15 protein-coding genes are annotated in these 15336 nt (G+C 58.8%); 9 read left to right on the top strand and 6 right to left on the bottom strand.

From position 1 onward, the window contains the following. Window positions 1–93: 93 nt before the first annotated feature. The 3 genes from fdhD (at window position 94) to AB4N98_RS11260 (ending at window position 3963) form a co-directional block, all read left to right on the top strand. Window positions 94–933 carry a formate dehydrogenase accessory sulfurtransferase FdhD gene (fdhD, locus tag AB4N98_RS11250; protein ID WP_065876640.1) on the top strand — a complete coding sequence of 280 codons (840 nt, stop codon included), beginning with the start codon at window positions 94–96 and terminating at the stop codon, window positions 931–933. Then, window positions 930–3278 (top strand): FdhF/YdeP family oxidoreductase, encoded by a 2349-nt coding sequence (locus tag AB4N98_RS11255; protein WP_065876639.1) that lies wholly within the window; start codon window positions 930–932, stop codon window positions 3276–3278. Before fdhD ends, AB4N98_RS11255 begins: the two co-directional genes overlap by 4 nt. Before the next feature lie 208 nt (window positions 3279–3486). Next, window positions 3487–3963: a glycine zipper domain-containing protein gene (locus AB4N98_RS11260; protein WP_065876638.1), complete on the top strand. Its 477-nt coding sequence runs from the start codon at window positions 3487–3489 to the stop codon at window positions 3961–3963. Between the two features lie 147 nt (window positions 3964–4110). Here AB4N98_RS11260 and AB4N98_RS11265 read toward each other — a convergent pair whose 3' ends face one another. The 3 genes from AB4N98_RS11265 to AB4N98_RS11275 all read right to left on the bottom strand — a co-directional run bounded on the left by AB4N98_RS11265 (window position 4111) and on the right by AB4N98_RS11275 (window position 7865). Then, entirely contained in the window at window positions 4111–4542 is a 432-nt protein-coding gene (locus AB4N98_RS11265) for an acyl-CoA thioesterase (protein ID WP_065876637.1), read from the bottom strand. A gap of 23 nt (window positions 4543–4565) precedes the next feature. Then, the gene (locus AB4N98_RS11270) at window positions 4566–6503 is read right to left on the bottom strand and encodes a RecQ family ATP-dependent DNA helicase (RefSeq protein ID WP_460149453.1); all 1938 of its coding nucleotides are present in this window, start codon (window positions 6501–6503) and stop codon (window positions 4566–4568) included. Between the two features lie 186 nt (window positions 6504–6689). Continuing rightward, window positions 6690–7865, bottom strand: a complete 1176-nt coding sequence (locus AB4N98_RS11275; RefSeq protein ID WP_017526039.1) for a tetratricopeptide repeat protein — start codon at window positions 7863–7865, stop codon at window positions 6690–6692. Window positions 7866–8039: 174 nt separating this feature from the next. Here AB4N98_RS11275 and AB4N98_RS11280 point away from each other — a divergent pair, with 174 nt between their 5' ends. The 4 genes from AB4N98_RS11280 (at window position 8040) to AB4N98_RS11295 (ending at window position 10226) form a co-directional block, all read left to right on the top strand. Then, window positions 8040–8210 carry a YhfG family protein gene (locus AB4N98_RS11280; RefSeq protein WP_017526040.1) on the top strand — a complete coding sequence of 57 codons (171 nt, stop codon included), beginning with the start codon at window positions 8040–8042 and terminating at the stop codon, window positions 8208–8210. After that, entirely contained in the window at window positions 8210–8806 is a 597-nt protein-coding gene (locus tag AB4N98_RS11285; RefSeq protein WP_017526041.1) for a putative adenosine monophosphate-protein transferase Fic, read from the top strand. Before AB4N98_RS11280 ends, AB4N98_RS11285 begins: the two co-directional genes overlap by 1 nt. 294 nt (window positions 8807–9100) lie before the next feature. After that, on the top strand, window positions 9101–9583 hold the full coding sequence (locus AB4N98_RS11290; RefSeq protein ID WP_065876633.1) for a hypothetical protein: 483 nt from the start codon (window positions 9101–9103) through the stop codon (window positions 9581–9583). Window positions 9584–9869: 286 nt separating this feature from the next. Further along, complete coding sequence (locus AB4N98_RS11295; protein ID WP_065876632.1) at window positions 9870–10226, top strand: DUF1493 family protein; 357 nt, start codon at window positions 9870–9872, stop codon at window positions 10224–10226. A 190-nt stretch (window positions 10227–10416) separates the two neighbouring features. Here the strand turns inward: AB4N98_RS11295 and AB4N98_RS11300 are convergent, their stop codons facing one another. Beyond that, a complete protein-coding gene (locus AB4N98_RS11300; protein WP_017526045.1) occupies window positions 10417–11958 on the bottom strand; it encodes a phosphoenolpyruvate carboxykinase in 1542 nt (513 codons plus the stop codon). A gap of 179 nt (window positions 11959–12137) precedes the next feature. Further along, entirely contained in the window at window positions 12138–13040 is a 903-nt protein-coding gene (gene hslO / locus AB4N98_RS11305; RefSeq protein WP_017526046.1) for an Hsp33 family molecular chaperone HslO, read from the bottom strand. Window positions 13041–13165: 125 nt separating this feature from the next. Between hslO and AB4N98_RS11310 the strand changes: the two genes are divergently transcribed. Then, the gene (locus AB4N98_RS11310) at window positions 13166–13969 is read left to right on the top strand and encodes a phosphatase PAP2 family protein (RefSeq protein WP_065876631.1); all 804 of its coding nucleotides are present in this window, start codon (window positions 13166–13168) and stop codon (window positions 13967–13969) included. 62 nt (window positions 13970–14031) lie between these two features. On the opposite strand, the gene AB4N98_RS11315 is transcribed toward AB4N98_RS11310, so the two are convergent. Then, window positions 14032–14439 carry an RNA-binding S4 domain-containing protein gene (locus tag AB4N98_RS11315; protein ID WP_017526048.1) on the bottom strand — a complete coding sequence of 136 codons (408 nt, stop codon included), beginning with the start codon at window positions 14437–14439 and terminating at the stop codon, window positions 14032–14034. A 116-nt stretch (window positions 14440–14555) separates the two neighbouring features. Between AB4N98_RS11315 and rimA the strand changes: the two genes are divergently transcribed. After that, the gene (gene rimA, locus AB4N98_RS11320) at window positions 14556–15335 is read left to right on the top strand and encodes a S6 modification regulatory phosphodiesterase RimA (RefSeq protein ID WP_223496873.1); all 780 of its coding nucleotides are present in this window, start codon (window positions 14556–14558) and stop codon (window positions 15333–15335) included. Window position 15336 lies beyond the last annotated feature (1 nt).

Below are 15336 nucleotides of genomic sequence, written 5' to 3' on the forward strand. Positions count from 1 at the left end.
CGTCATCTATCGGTAGATCAGTACTGGCAATTAGACGCGACGCTTTGTCGCGCCTAGTCTAAACACTGATCAATCCGCCGGTGGTATTGCCTCATGAACGCCAAGCGCCCAGTCTGCGCGGCGCCCGCTCTCGAAACGCCCGCGCCCGCCGCCAGCCAGAGCTACCAGTACTGCACACTCGAACACACAGACGTCGCCAGCACTGCGTTGGCGGAAGAAGTGGCGTTGGCGATTGCCTACAACGACATCAGCCAGGCGGTCATGTTGGTAACACCGACCGATCTGGAAGACTTTATCGTTGGTTTCAGTATCGGCAGCGGCATTATCGCCGACGTTAGCGAGATTTATGACCTGAAACTCAGCGGTTCGGGCTCTGCCCAGTACGCCCATGTACAGATTTCCAGCCGCGCATTCTGGAACCTCAAACAGCAACGTCGCCAGTTGGCCGGCACCAGCGGCTGCGGCCTGTGCGGCGTCGAAGCCGTAGAGCAGGCTCTGCCGGATTTGAAGGTCTTGCCCGGTGCACCGTTACCGCCTGCGGCATGGCTTGATGGCCTGCGCCAGCGCATCAGCGCCTTCCAGCCCTTGGGCCAGTACAGCGGCGCGGTACATGCGGCGGTGTTTATGGACAGCCAGGGCCAGTTGCTGCTGGGCCGCGAAGACATCGGTCGGCATAACGCGCTGGATAAGTTGATCGGCGCGCTGATCCGCCAACAGATCCCGACCGAAGGCGGCCTGGCGATCGTCACCAGCCGTTGCAGCCTCGAGTTGATCCAGAAAGTCCTGCGCGCGGGCATCCAGACCCTGGTCAGCCTGTCGTCGCCCACCGGCCTGGCCCTGCAATGGGCTCGCCGACACAACCTCAATCTCATCCACCTGCCGCAAAAAAGTGCGCCGCGGGTCTACAGCCCTGCGATGGAGAACCAGCCGTGAGCAATCATCATCAAGCCGACCAAACCCCGACCCCGCGCTACAAGCCTTACAAAGGCCCGGCCGGCGGCTGGGGTGCCCTGATCAGCGTGGCACAGGCCTGGCTGACCAGCGACAACGCACTGAAAAACCTGCGCATGATGCTCAAGACCAACCAGAACGGCGGCTTTGACTGCCCCGGTTGTGCCTGGGGCGATTCGCCGGAAAGCGGCATGGTCAAGTTCTGCGAAAACGGCGCCAAGGCGGTCAACTGGGAAGCCACCAAGCGCCGTGTGGACGCCGCGTTTTTCGCCAAGCACAGCGTGACCGCGCTGCTGGAGCAGAGCGATTACTGGCTCGAATACCAGGGCCGCCTGACCGAGCCGATGCGCTACGACGCCCAAACCGATCACTACACGCCCATCAGCTGGGAAGCGGCGTTCGCCCTGATCGGTCAACACCTCAATGCGTTGCCAAGCCCGGACATGGCCGAGTTCTATACCTCGGGCCGCGCCAGCAACGAGGCGGCCTACTTGTATCAGTTGTTCGTGCGCGCCTATGGCACCAACAACTTCCCGGATTGCTCGAATATGTGCCACGAAGCCAGCGGCGTGGCCCTGGCCCAGAGCGTGGGGGTGGGCAAAGGCACCGTGACCTTTGATGACTTCGAACATGCCGACGCGATCTTCGTCTGGGGCCAGAACCCCGGCACCAACCACCCGCGCATGCTCGAACCGCTGCGCGAAGCGGTCAAGCGCGGCGCCCAGGTGGTGTGCATCAACCCACTCAAAGAGCGTGGCCTGGAACGCTTCCAGCACCCGCAACACCCGCTGGAAATGCTCACCAATGGCGACAGGCCGACCAACACCGCCTATTTCCGTCCGGCGTTGGGCGGCGATATGGCGATCCTGCGCGGCATGGCCAAGTTCCTGCTGCTGTGGGAACGCCAGGCCCAGGCCGAAGGCAAGGAAGCCGTGTTCGACCACAACTTCCTCAACGAACACACCGCCAACGTGCTGGATTACCTGGCCAAGATCGACGACACCTCGTGGGATGAAATCGTTGAGCAATCCGGCCTGCCGCTGGTGGAGATCGAGCAGGCGGCGCGCATGTACGCCAAGGGCAAGAACGTGATCATGTGCTGGGCGATGGGTATCACCCAGCATCGCCACTCGGTACCGACCATCCAGGAAATCGCCAACCTGATGCTGTTGCGCGGCAACATCGGCCGCCCAGGCGCCGGCCTGTGCCCGGTGCGCGGCCACAGTAACGTGCAGGGCGACCGCACGATGGGCATCAACGAACGTCCGCCGGTGGCGTTCCTCGACGCTCTGGAGCGTCGTTTCCAGTTCCAGGTACCGCGCAGCAACGGGCACAACGTGGTGGAAGCCATCCACGCCATGCTGGAAGGGCGTTCCAAAGTGTTTATCGGCCTGGGCGGCAACTTTGCCCAAGCCACGCCGGACAGCACCCGCACCTTCGAAGCACTGCGCAATTGCGACCTGACCGTGCAAATAAGCACCAAGCTCAACCGCAGCCACCTGACCCACGGTAAAGACGCACTGATTCTGCCGTGCCTGGGCCGCACCGATATCGACATCCAGGCCGACGGCGCGCAAGCGGTCACAGTGGAGGACTCGTTCAGCATGGTTCACGGCTCCAATGGCCAACTGCAACCGCTGTCCAAGCTGATGAAGTCCGAGCCCGCCATCCTCGCCGGCATCGCCGCCGCCACCCTGGGCAGCAAACCGGTGGACTGGAACTGGCTGGTGGCCGACTACGGGCGCATCCGCGATCTGATCGCCGATACCATCCCAGGCTTCAAGGACTTCAACGAAAAAATCAAACATCCGGGCGGGTTCTATCTGGGCAACTCCGCCGGCGCACGCCGTTGGAACACGCCCTCGGGCCGCGCCAACTTCCGCCCGAACATCCTGCCCAAGGACCTGATCCACGAGCGCACCCACGCCACAGGGCGCGTGCCGGACCTGATCATGCAGTCGATGCGCTCCCACGATCAGTACAACACCACCATTTATGGCCTGGACGACCGTTACCGTGGGGTCAAAGGCCAGCGCGATGTGTTGTTCGTCAACGAAGCCGACATTATCCGCCTGGGCTTCAAGCCTGGGCAGAAGGCCGACATCGTGTCGCTGTGGGAGGATGGCCGCGAGCGCCGCGTCAAGGGCTTTACCTTGCTGGCATTTGATATTCCGGCGGGGCAGGCAGCGGCGTATTACCCGGAAGTGAACCCACTGGTGCCGCTCGAAAGCACAGGCGATGGCAGCCATACGCCAACCTCAAAATTTGTGGCGATACGCCTGGAAGCGGCGAGCGAGAGCGGTTTGATCCTGTCGCGTTCGGCCTGACCGATCAATTCGGACACAAAAAAAGGCCGCTTTTGTAAAAAAGCGGCCGTTCCGAAGTAGCTAATGACTCGCAAAAATCACTTAAGTTCCGTAGTTAAAACAGTAACTTAGAGAATTGTGTACAACTCGTGCTACTGGTCGGATTTCTATTGTCACAATGTCAATACAGCCTCAGGATCGCGCCGTCATCCTCTTGAGGTTTCCCTGAATGAAGTTCTCCTCGATTCTCTTGTTGTCCCTTGGCCTGGTCAGTGGCGCAGCCATGGCCGGTGGCACCACCGAAGCCGGTGTAGGCGGCGCATTGGGCGGGGTTCTAGGTTCTGTGGTCGGCCAGCAGCTGGGCGGCAACACCGGTTCGACAATCGGCGCAGCCATCGGCGGCGCGGGCGGTAGCGCGGTCGGCGCCGACAAACGCAGCCGTGGCGAAGCAGCCATTGGCGGCGCACTGGGCGCAGCCGGCGGCAACGTCGTGGGCCGCAGTGTCGGCGGCAGCACCGGTGCACTGATCGGCTCCGCAGCCGGTGGTGGCGCGGGTGGTGCACTGGGCAACTATATGGGTAACAAGAGCGATGACGACGACCGCGGTTATCGTGGGCGCGACGACCGTCGCTACTACCGAGATGGCCACCCAGGCCGTGGCCATGCCTATGGGCATCGCAAGAACAAGCATCGTTATCGCGACTGATAAACATGCGGCCTGACGAATCACTGAAGAACTAAATGTGGGGCTTGCTCCCGATAGGGGCGGATCAGTCATAGCATCCTTGACTGACCGACCTATATCGGGAGCAAGCCCCCTTCCACATTGTGCTTGCCGCGTTTGGGGGATCGGCTACACCACCAACCGCTGCAACGCCTCGCGCAACATCCCCGCTATCGTCACTGGCTGGTTAGTCTGGCGCTCCACAAACACGTGCACAAAACGCCCCGCCGCACTGGCTTGCTCTTCGCCTGCCTTGAACACCGCCAATTCATACTGCACTGAGCTGTTGCCCAACTTGCCCACCCGCAGGCCGATTTCAATGCGCTCGGGAAAGGCGATTGACGCAAAGTAATCGCACGCCGAACTCACCACAAACCCCACCACCTCACCGTCATGAATATCCAGCCCGCCCTGCTCGATCAGGTAGGTATTCACCGCCGTGTCAAAAAAACTGTAATAGGTGACGTTGTTTACATGGCCGTACACGTCGTTGTCGTGCCAACGCGTAATGACCGGCTGGAAGTGAGGGTAATCGGCACGTTGCGGCACGGAGTCAGGCATGGGCACCTCTGGTCAAAGGGAAGTTACAGGTCATTCAAATGGGCCTCGGCCCACTCGCGCACCTCGGCGTAGGGGTAGTCCTCCAGCGCAGCAAAACCCGAAATGCCTCGCGCCTTTAACCGGGTGAACAGCGGCACACTGATACCACTCAGAAAACGCGTCAACCGTTCAGCTCCAGGCAGTTGGCCGGTGTGTTCATGATGCCTGTGGATAAAATCACCGCACAGCCCCATGAAATTTTTATCCACAAGCGGCGGCAGGCGCGGCGGCGCCGGTAGATGCGCGACGTGCCCCCGGCATACCGAGCAATGCCCGCAGCGCTGCGGTGCGTTTTCATCACCGAAATACCGCGCCAGTCGCTGCCCCAGGCAGTGTTGAGTGGCAAACAGCTCGAGCATGGCGTGAATTCGCGCCACCTCCGTCACCTCGTGCTGCTTGAAGCCTGTGTATAACTCGGCGCTCAATAACTGGGGGTCAAAGTCGGTATTCAGCAGGCTGTAGACCTCGGTCATCTGCTTGCTTTCCAGCTCGATCAGGCCCTGCTCCTGGAAGTAATCCAGCGCCTTCACCACGCGGCTGCGCTCGGCGTTGTGTTGCTGGTACAGCGCATCGAAATCCACCGTCGCCCAGGTTTTCGCACGCTTGCACACTTGGATAATCGCTGCGACAAACTGCTGCCGCTCACCGGAAAATCGTGCCAGCAACGCCTCGGGTTCGATCAGGTACTTGAAGCGATATTCAGCATAAAACGCATAGCGCGGCGCGATCACGCCCTTGAGCTCCAGTTGCACCAGCAGCGTCTTGAGCGGCAGCTCGCGGATATTGCTGTGATCCGACAGCGAGCGCAGCAGGAACTCCCACTGCCCCTCGCCGCGCGCCGCCTGCAAGTCTTCGAGCACGCGCCGGATGCCCTCCTGCTCTGGCGTATCGCCATAGACGAAGTTCTCCAGCACATTGAGGCTGTCGCGGTTGGCCAGCACCAGGCAGTCCGAAGGCTGCCCATCGCGCCCGGCGCGGCCGATTTCCTGGCTGTAGTTCTCAATGGATTTGGGCAGGTCGAAGTGCACCACATTGCGGATTTCACTCTTGTCGATGCCCATGCCAAACGCGATGGTGGCAACGATGCAATTGCAGCGCCCGCCCATGAAGCGCTGCTGGATACTCTCTCGTTTGTCGTGGAGCAAACCTGCGTGATAGGCCTCGGCCTGGATACCGTTGCGGTTCAGGTGCTCGGCGATCTGCTCGGCGGTTTTTTGCAGGGTGACGTAGACAATGCTCGGCTGGTTGGCCCGCTCACTCATCCATTGCACCAAGCGTCGGCGTTTGTCCGCACCGCTGACCGGCTCGACCAACAGGTTCAGGTTCGGCCGATAGAACCCTGTGGTTACCACATCGTGCGGCGCGATGGCGAACTTGGCCTGCATATCGGCGATCACCTTGGGCGTGGCTGTAGCCGTCAGCAGCAGCGCTTGTGGGATCTTGAACTGACGTTGGTAGTCCGGCAGTTTCAGGTAGTCCGGACGGAAGTTGTGGCCCCATTCGGAAATACAGTGCGCCTCATCCACCACCAACAATGAAATCCGCACGCTTTGCAGGAAGTTACGAAAGCGCTCGTTTTTCAGGCGCTCCACTGAAATCATCAGGATTTTCAACTCGCCCGAACGTGCACGCGCCATGACGTCGTTGGCCTGCCCGCGGCTCTGGGCCGAATCGATACTGCCCGCCGAGATACCGTGGCGCTGCAAAAAACCCAACTGGTCCTGCATCAGTGCCAACAGCGGCGACACCACCAACGTCAGGTGCGGCAGCAGGACCGCCGATAGCTGGTAACAAAGGGACTTGCCTGAGCCGGTAGGAAATATCGCGGCCGCCGAACGACCGGCCAGCACGGCGCTGACCGTTTCTTGCTGGCCCAAACGAAACTGTGGATAACCAAAGACCTGCTGGAGGGTGTCGTGCATAGGCTGTCACTCCATTGACCGGTGAACGTGGCTTGAAAACGTAGCCCAGTCAGCTCAGCGGATCGAGAAAGGTCGCATGGAAAAAAGAGACAGGATGATACACAGGATGTAGCTAGGAACACCGCAAACCAAATGTGGGAGGGGGCTTACCCCCTCCCACACTTTCAGAACTGCGCCATGGCTGAATCAGCGGTTCCGCACCCGCTCAATCGCCGTGTCATACACCGGATTGGCCTTCTGCTCTTTGGCCAATTGGTAATGACGCAACGCATCCGCAAACTGCCCCGCCGCTTCGTAGATGCGCGCGATGTTGTAGTAAGCGCCGGCACGTACGGTGGTCGCATTGGCACCCGTCGCCAGGGCGATGGCCTTGCGGTTGGCCCAGATCGACTCAGCGGTGTTACCGGCCTTCTGATAGGCCAGGCCGAGGTTGCCGTAGGCCTTGCCAAAACCATTGTCCAGATCGATAGCCTGACGGAACAGGTCAATCGCCTGGTCCAGGTTACCCGCTTGGTAGGCCGCTTCACCCTGCACATTCAGACGCTTCGCATCAGCTTGTGCGGACGAGCTGACAGCTACTGCGGTGACCGCAACGCTGTCATCCAGCAATGGTTTTACTTCGTTCAGTACGTCCTTGGCATCGACCTTCACACCGCTGAACGTGTTGATGTCCTGGAAGTCGCCGCTGCCGGTCATGCGAAACACTGTCCACAGGTTACCGCTGCGGTTTTTCGGTACGTAGTAGGTGCGCACCAGCGATTGGCCCATGTACACGAACACCTTGGCTTCGCTGTTGGACAACTGGCGCGAGCCTGGATTGCCGCCGTTGCTGTAGTCATGCACGGCGTAAACGTAGCTTTCGCCGTAGTGTTTTTTCTGCAGGGTGATGGTTTCCGGGCCGTAGCTGTCGGTGTCATCTACGTCCAGCTCAGCGTCGGTGCCGGTCTTGTTCTCGAAGTAAATGTTGTTGCCGGGGAAGATCATATGGGAGTCGAGATCGTCCGGGGTCTGGCCCCAAGTCAGCACCACGCGCAGGCCGTCGAGGTTTTCCATCACCGGGCTGATGGCGTAAGTCATGCCTTTGCACGGGCACTTCACCACCAGGTTGGAATAGCCGGGCTTCTTGATGATCAGCAGGTTGCTGGCATCGTCGGCGGCTTCGCTGGTCAAGGTCACTTGGCCCTGAGCGTTGGTGCGGCCCACCACGTTCTGCGCGCCGTTGCGTTGCAGCAACACTTCGGCATCGGCGATTTTCTGATCCTTGACCACCGCGCTGAGCACTTCAATCGGCAACTGCTCGGCCTGAACGGAAAAAGCTACCGCGCACAATGACATCGCCGAAGCGACACGAAGCAAACTCATGCTTAACTCCCTTTAATAACGGGCGGAATCGCCCTACAAGATTTTGCGGTGAAACATACGCTGAATTCAGCCTGCTGGCGGAGTTTTTATACAAAATGTGACGCGGTTTTTATCCCGCCTGCCCGCTGACGCATTGCGCTACAATCAGGCCTTGCTAACCAGGAGGACGCTGCAATGAGCGAACTGACGTTTGAGCAAAAACAGGATCACTACCATAAGATCCGCCGCTCCAATTATCTGGCCAGCCTGCGCCTGGAAGGGTTCGAGACCCAACCGACGGACGTCGACAAACCGCTGCCGACCCGCGAAGCCGTGCTTGCCAAGTACCGCAACACTCCACGCTGATGCTCGACAAATACGGGGTGGGCCAGGACCCGTACTGCTACCCCGGGAGCAGCGTCCTGCGTAACCGCCTGGATTTGCTCGACGAACACCGCCTGCACCAGGCCGAGCGGGAATTATCCGAAATCGCCGTGGGCAGCCTCCCGCTCTTCCCGCCGCCCTACGACCTCGCCCGCCTGCAAAACATCCACCGCACGCTGTTCAGCGACATCTATGACTGGGCCGGTGAACTGCGCAGCGTCAACATCCAGAAAGGCGACACACTGTTCTGCACCCCGGAACGCATCCCACCGGAAGCGGCGAAGATCATTCGTCATATGGAAGAAGCGAACTGGTTTGTCGGCGCAAACCAGGCTGAACTGGTGAGGAAAATTGCCGAGGCGTACGGCGACCTTAATGTTATCCACCCCTTTCGCGAAGGCAACGGCCGGGCGCAGCGGATCCTGTTCGAACAGATCATCGTGAACGCGGGGTTTTCAGTGAACTGGTGGCTGGTCAAACATGCAGCGTGGATCCCCGCGAACATTGATGCGGTTGCCTGCGACTATCGCGGGCTGGAGGCCATTTTCGAGCGGTGTATCAGCAGGCCGGCCAACTAAGAAAAAAGTTGGATTTTCGGGGCGCTACACCACCATCGCGGCATAGGTATCTACACAATTTTTAAACGTTGGAAAATCCTCCCTGTAGTGAGCGGGCAAGCCGGACGCCCATCGTTTGAGCCGTTTCAGCTGTCAAATCGCTGCCAAGCCGAAAATGCCAGAAACCACTGTAGGAAACAGCCAAACACCGTGCAATCCCATTCCTAAACTGCAAAAAACACCTGCTTGCCCCCCTACAGAACGCCCCGCCTTCTGACCGAAACTAGCGCTCTCTCAATTTTTTCGGCAAAAAAAGTGAACATCGAAAGGACTCAGCACATCGGCCATTACGGCGTCACGTTCACTGTGATTCGCCTTACCGTTTTACCTGCCAACCGACAGGCACTGGCAAACCTTTGTTTATTGGAGGCCGGTCCTTCAGCAAACGAGGTTCGCTACGGCCTAATGTGCCTCTACGAAAAGAGGCTTGCCCGTGATTTGCCTTGCAAGATGACCGTCGCAATCTCCAAGCCGCTGACCCGGCGCCAGGCCGATTTGCTTAATGAACGTGGAACCATCGTGGCAGGGTTGATCGCCAGTGCTGTTTCAGCGCCCATCAGCCTGGCATCACCCTTTTTGGGAGCCGCCGCAGGTGGAGCAGTTGGCCTGAAAGTGAAAGATGTCATTCGCAGCTATCACGTCGCAGACGTCATCATCGGCATAGACGCACAAGTAAACGGCGGCATCGGTCCTCAACGATCGTTGTCAGCCATGGTCCGAAAGTTCCAGGGAGGATAATACGGTGACCGAATACTCTCCCTGGATAACTCTTATCATCGTTGTAGTACTTGCCACTGTATTGGATAGGAAACTGAAGCACCCCGTAATCAGAAAATGGACTGGGTTAGCCCTTATGCTTACAGGACCCACACTTTTATTCAGCGCCACGTCCTGGATAACACAGTTACCATTCTTCAGTTTCCCGATCATTGCCTTCATCACAGGTGTCGATCTCTTGTTCACCCAAAACAAACACAAAAGATCACACAACCATCCCCTTCACCCACTCCTGCGTGCCCCAACCATGAACCTGGCCCCCAACTTCCCCGAAGACCCGGCGATTCAACAGTTGCTGCAACTGCTGCACGAAGAAATCGGCCTGCCGAAACACAAGACCCTCCGCCTGCAAACCGCGATCAACTTCGACCTGGGTTGCGACGGCAGTGAGGCCAAACAACTCATGGAAGCACTGGAACAGGATTTTGGCGTCGACCTAGGCGACTACGACGCCTATCGTTACTTCAACCCACCGATGTTCGACGTGTTCATGAAGCGCCGCGCCAAGGGCCGTGGCGAAAAAGTGCCGCTGACCATCGGCATGCTGTACCTGGCGATCAAGACCCATAGCTGGGACACACAGACGCTGGAAAACCTGAGTTGAGCGAACACCGGGTCCAGGCACACCGCCACTCAAAATTCGATTCGTGTTTTTCAACGAGCGATTGTCGGCCGTACACGTGCTGGGGGGCGTGTGGATGCTGGTTGGGGCGATCGTTCTGCGCATCGCTTATCAACCCCTCACGCATAAAAAAGCCGCCCACAAGAGGCGGCTATTTCACAACGGCGCAGTCTTACAACTTAGGACCCGCAGCCTTGATCGCGTCGCTCACTTCAAACTTCTTGAAGTTCTCGATGAACAGACCGGCCAACGCCTTCGCCGCTTCATCGTAAGCCGCCTTGTCAGCCCAGGTGTTACGTGGGTTCAACAGGCCGGTTTCAACGCCCGGTACGGCCAAAGGCACGTCGAGGTTGATGGTGTCGAGGTGTTCGGTCTCGGCACCGATCAACGCGCCGCTCTGGATCGCTGCGATCACGCCGCGCGTGGTCGGGATGTTGAAGCGTTTGCCGACACCGTAGCCGCCGCCGGTCCAGCCGGTGTTGACCAGGTACACCTTGGAGCCGAAGCCGCGGATGCGCTTGATCAACAGCTCAGCGTATTCGCCGGCCGGGCGTGGGAAGAATGGCGCGCCGAAGCAGGTGGAGAAGGTCGACTTGATGCCGCTGCCCGAGCCCATTTCGGTCGAGCCCACCAATGCGGTGTAGCCGGACAGGAAGTGGTAGGCCGCTTGTTCTTCGCTGAGGATCGACACGGGCGGCAGTACGCCGGTCAGGTCGCAGGTCAGGAAGATCACTGCGTTTGGCTCGCCGCCCAGGTTCTTCTCGGAACGCTTGGCAACGTGCTCCAGCGGGTAGGCGGCACGGCTGTTCTGGGTCAGGCTCACGTCGGCATAGTCGGCGTGCTTGGCGTCGTCGATCACGACGTTTTCCAAGACTGCGCCGTGCTTGATGGCTTTCCAGATGACCGGCTCGTTCTTCTCGGACAGGTCGATGCACTTGGCATAGCAACCGCCTTCGATGTTGAACACCACGCCCTCGCCCCAACCGTGTTCGTCGTCACCGATCAGGTAACGGCTTTCGTCGGCCGACAGAGTGGTCTTGCCGGTACCCGACAGACCGAAGAACAGGGTCACGTCGCCCGCTTCGCCAATGTTGGCGGCGCAGTGCATCGGCAGCACGTCGGCGGCCGGCAGCAGGAAGTTCTGCACCGAGAACATGGCTTTTTTCATTTCACCGGCGTAACGCATGCCGGCGATCAGCACTTTTTTCTGGGCGAAATTGAGGATCACGCAACCGTCGGAGTTGGTGCCGTCACGCTCAGGCACGCACTCGAAATTGGCCACGTTGAGCACTTGCCATTCGTCGCGACCGGCCGGGTTGTATTGGGCCGGGTTGATGAACAGGCAACGACCGAACAGGTTCTGCCAGGCCGTCTGGGTGGTCATTTTAACGGCCAGGTAGTGGTCTTCGGCAGCCCCTACGTGAACGTGGGAAACGAAGTGCTCTTGCGCGTTGTTGAAGGCTTCTACGCGGTTCCACAGGGCATCGAACTTGTCGGCTGGGAACTTGCGGTTGATCGGGCCCCAGGCGATGGCGTCCTGGGTGGAAGGCTCTTCAACGATGAAACGGTCAACCGGTGAACGACCGGTGCGGTGACCGGTTTCCACTACCAGCGCACCAGTATCGGCAAGCACGCCTTCACCGCGCTGCAGGGCTTCTTTGACCAGATCGTCAACACTCAGATCGGTGTATACGGCGTTATTGGCTTGCGTCATGAGGTTCCCCGTCGGCCTATGGCCGAGTGCTCCAAACGTTTTGTAGTAGAAAGTTGCGCACTACTACCGCGAAAAAAGTGGGCCGGATTATGCCAGAAAAGCCCAAAAAGAGTAGGGCCCTCCCGTCAGAACACCTCTAATCCGGCATTTGTCAGGTGATTTACCTGTGCTTAAACGTTTTAGTGGCGGGTGTCGGAAGGCGTGTCGATGCCCGCGCCAGCGAACAATTGAGCGACATCCGCCGCATCGAACAGGTAGCGCTCGTTGCAGAACTGGCAGTCGATCTCGATATGGCCACCGTGTTCCACAACCAATTGCTGCGCATCTTCCAGGCCCAGGCTGACCAAGGCATTGGCCGAACGCTCGCGCGAACAGCTGCAATTGAAGCGCAGGCCCTGTGCGTCGAACAGGCGTACGGCCTCTTCGTGGTACAGGCGATGCAGGATGGTTTCGTTGTCCAGGCCCAGCAGTTCTTCGGCCTTCAGGGTGTCGGCCAGGGCAATGATATGCCGCCAGCTTTCAGCACGGTCATCGTCGTCCTTGATGCGGTCAGCCGGTAATTGCTGCAACAGCAGGCCGCGGGCGCGCTTGCCGTCGGCATTGAGCCAGAACTTGGTGCCGACTTGCTGGGACATGACGAAATAATTGGTGAAGCAGTCCGACAGGGTCTCGCCGTCGAGGTCGACGATGCCCTGGTAACGCTGGCCTTCCGTAGGGTCGACCGTAATGGCCAATACGCCATTGGCCATCAGATCGGACAGGGTAGCGTCAGGCGCGATCTGGTCGGCGTGGTAACGGGCCAGGCCACGGATTTCACGCTCGCTGGAGCACTCGATCATCAGCATGGGCACCGGCCCTTCAGACCGCGCCTGCAGGATCAGCAGACCGTCGAATTTCATGGTGCCAACCAGCAGCGCAGCGGCCGCCATCAACTCACCGAGCAGTTGCGCGACCGGCTCCGGATAGGGGTGCTTGGCAAGGACTTCTGCGTAGCTGCGCTCCAGGGAGACCAGTTCGCCGCGGGCGTCGTTCTCGTCGAAAATGAAGCGTTGAGTGAAGTCGGTATCCGGTAGATCAGTCATAGGTCTGGGTATCTGAATTGATGACAAATTGATTACAACGTTTATAAAATTAAACGCTTTAGCACCGTTTTGGTGCGGTTTTCTCCTGGAAACAGAGAACTTAATAGAGCGAAGAGGGACAGTTTATGAACAATCCGGGTTTGTTCCAAGCCAAGTGGAACCTCCGGCGATGGGCTCTTTGCAATCTACTCGCTATCGGGCTGCTGTGTTTTTGGCTGTGGCCCACGGGGCAAATGCTGTGTTTGATTTTCGACGAGTGGCTGTTTCATCTGCTCAACGACCCGCTGGCGACCCATACAACATGGCTGCATGTGTGGGCTGTAGCCAGTTTGAGACCGTTTGATGCGGTGGTCGGGGTGATTCTGCTGACCCTGCTGATTCGCGGCGACTGGGTATTCAAGGCCGCGCAGGTGCGCCAGGCGCTGTTAGGTTTTGTCGGCATTTTGTTGCTGTTGCTGTTTATCCGCATGCTGTTTTCCAAGCTGGCGGCGCAAATGGGCTGGCAACACAGCAGCCCTTCGATGGTGGTCGGCGGGGCCATTCAGATGAGCGACTTTTTCCCCGGCCTGGAGAAGACCTGGGAGCTGAAGGACCGTTCGAGCCAGAGCTTTCCGGGGGATCATGCGTCGGTGCTGTTGATCTGGGGGATGTTCATGACCGTGTTTGCCCAGCGTATCGGGCAGTTACTGGTGATTTGGGGGTTGGCGGTGTTGTTCATGATGCCGCGCCTGGTGGCAGGCGCGCATTGGGGCCAGGACGATTACATCGGCGGCGTGTTGCTGGCCCTGTTGGCGCTGGGTTGGGGTTATTACACACCGTTTGCAGCGAAGGTGTCGGAGGGGTTGCTAAAGGTGACGACGCCGATTTTTGAGTCACTCGGCAAGTTGCCGGTGATCGGGCAATTAAGCGTCATACGCCCCGGTGCTTAATACTGCAGGCTAAATGTGGGAAGGGGCTTGCTCTCTCCCACATTTGACTGGGACAGGCACAATCAATCTTCATTGCCGCTGCCGCGAAACTTGAACAGATCGCGGCGTTGCTTCTTGCTCGGCTTGCCATCGGTGGTCAGGCCTGAAGCTCCCGCCTTGCGCATCGCCGCCGCATTTTCGCGCTTGGCGATGCTGGCTTCGGTCTCGGCGTACAACGCCTGCGCTTCAGGGGCGCCACGGCGCACAATGGAAAGCGCCTGCACGACGATCGTTTTTTCATCAAAACCGGTGCGAATCTGGAACTCATCGCCAATGCGCGGCTCCTTGCCCGGCTTGCAGCGCTCGCCACGGTGATGCACTTTGCCGCTCTCGATGGCGGCTTTTGCCAGGGCACGGGTCTTATAGAAGCGCGCCGCCCACAGCCACTTATCCAGCCGAACCTTTTCTTCCTCTTCCTGCTTCTGAGCCACTTGAATTCCTCGCTCTGAAAAATGTCGCAACTTTACCGTTGAAACCCTTCGACGCATAAACCCCAAGGCTCACCTAAGATACGCCAGATAGCATTCTGTTTTCGCGAGGATACGCCGTGACCGACTTTCCGCTTTCACTCACCTCGCCAAACCAGCCGTGCGTGGGTTGCCGGCAAAGCGAGCCCCTGGGGTTCGACTTTGCTTTCGCCTACCAACCCATCGTAGACCTTCGCGACCAGTCGATCTTTGCCAATGAGGCCTTGGTGCGCGGCATTCAGGGTGAAGGCGCCTTGACGGTGCTGGCGCGCGTCAATCAGAGCAATCGCTACCGCTTCGACCAACGCTGTCGCACGCAAGCCATTGCTGGTGCGGCCGCCTTGGGGATGCAGACCCACCTGTCCATCAATTTCATGCCCAATGCCGTATATCGCCCGGAGCTGTGTATCCGTAGCACGCTGGAGGCGGCACGTGCGCACAACTTTCCAGTGGACCGGCTGATTTTCGAAACACTGGAAAGCGAGCACGTAGATAACTATCGCCATTTGACGAATATTCTGCGTGAATACCGCGAATTCGGTTTCAAGACCGCCATCGACGATTTCGGCGCGGGCTATTCGGGGCTGAATCTGCTGGCCGATTTCCAACCTGACTTGATCAAACTCGATATGGCGCTGATCCGCGATGTCGACAAGGACCGTGTCCGTCAGGTGATCGTCCGGGGGATTGTCACAATCTGTGAGCAGTTGGGGGTTACTGTCATCGCCGAAGGCATTGAAAGTGCTGGCGAGCGAGACTTTCTGTCCGACTGTGGAATATTTCTGATGCAGGGTTACTGGTTCGCCAAGCCTGCATTCAATGCACTGGCCGAGGTCTCACCTCAGGCCTGGGCGAACTGAT

The sequence above is a fragment of the Pseudomonas sp. S3_E10 genome (assembly GCF_054667615.1).

What these genes read in the sequence shown, in the direction of transcription:
- fdhD (WP_065876640.1), top strand. Translation starts at nt 94, where the DNA reads ATGAACGCCAAGCGCCCAGTCTGCGCGGCGCCCGCTCTCGAAACGCCC.
- AB4N98_RS11260 (WP_065876638.1), top strand. Translation starts at nt 3,487, where the DNA reads ATGAAGTTCTCCTCGATTCTCTTGTTGTCCCTTGGCCTGGTCAGTGGC.
- AB4N98_RS11265 (WP_065876637.1), bottom strand. Translation starts at nt 4,542, where the DNA reads ATGCCTGACTCCGTGCCGCAACGTGCCGATTACCCTCACTTCCAGCCG.
- AB4N98_RS11270 (WP_460149453.1), bottom strand. Translation starts at nt 6,503, where the DNA reads ATGCACGACACCCTCCAGCAGGTCTTTGGTTATCCACAGTTTCGTTTG.
- AB4N98_RS11275 (WP_017526039.1), bottom strand. Translation starts at nt 7,865, where the DNA reads ATGAGTTTGCTTCGTGTCGCTTCGGCGATGTCATTGTGCGCGGTAGCT.
- AB4N98_RS11280 (WP_017526040.1), top strand. Translation starts at nt 8,040, where the DNA reads ATGAGCGAACTGACGTTTGAGCAAAAACAGGATCACTACCATAAGATC.
- AB4N98_RS11285 (WP_017526041.1), top strand. Translation starts at nt 8,210, where the DNA reads ATGCTCGACAAATACGGGGTGGGCCAGGACCCGTACTGCTACCCCGGG.
- AB4N98_RS11295 (WP_065876632.1), top strand. Translation starts at nt 9,870, where the DNA reads ATGAACCTGGCCCCCAACTTCCCCGAAGACCCGGCGATTCAACAGTTG.
- AB4N98_RS11300 (WP_017526045.1), bottom strand. Translation starts at nt 11,958, where the DNA reads ATGACGCAAGCCAATAACGCCGTATACACCGATCTGAGTGTTGACGAT.
- hslO (WP_017526046.1), bottom strand. Translation starts at nt 13,040, where the DNA reads ATGACTGATCTACCGGATACCGACTTCACTCAACGCTTCATTTTCGAC.
- AB4N98_RS11310 (WP_065876631.1), top strand. Translation starts at nt 13,166, where the DNA reads ATGAACAATCCGGGTTTGTTCCAAGCCAAGTGGAACCTCCGGCGATGG.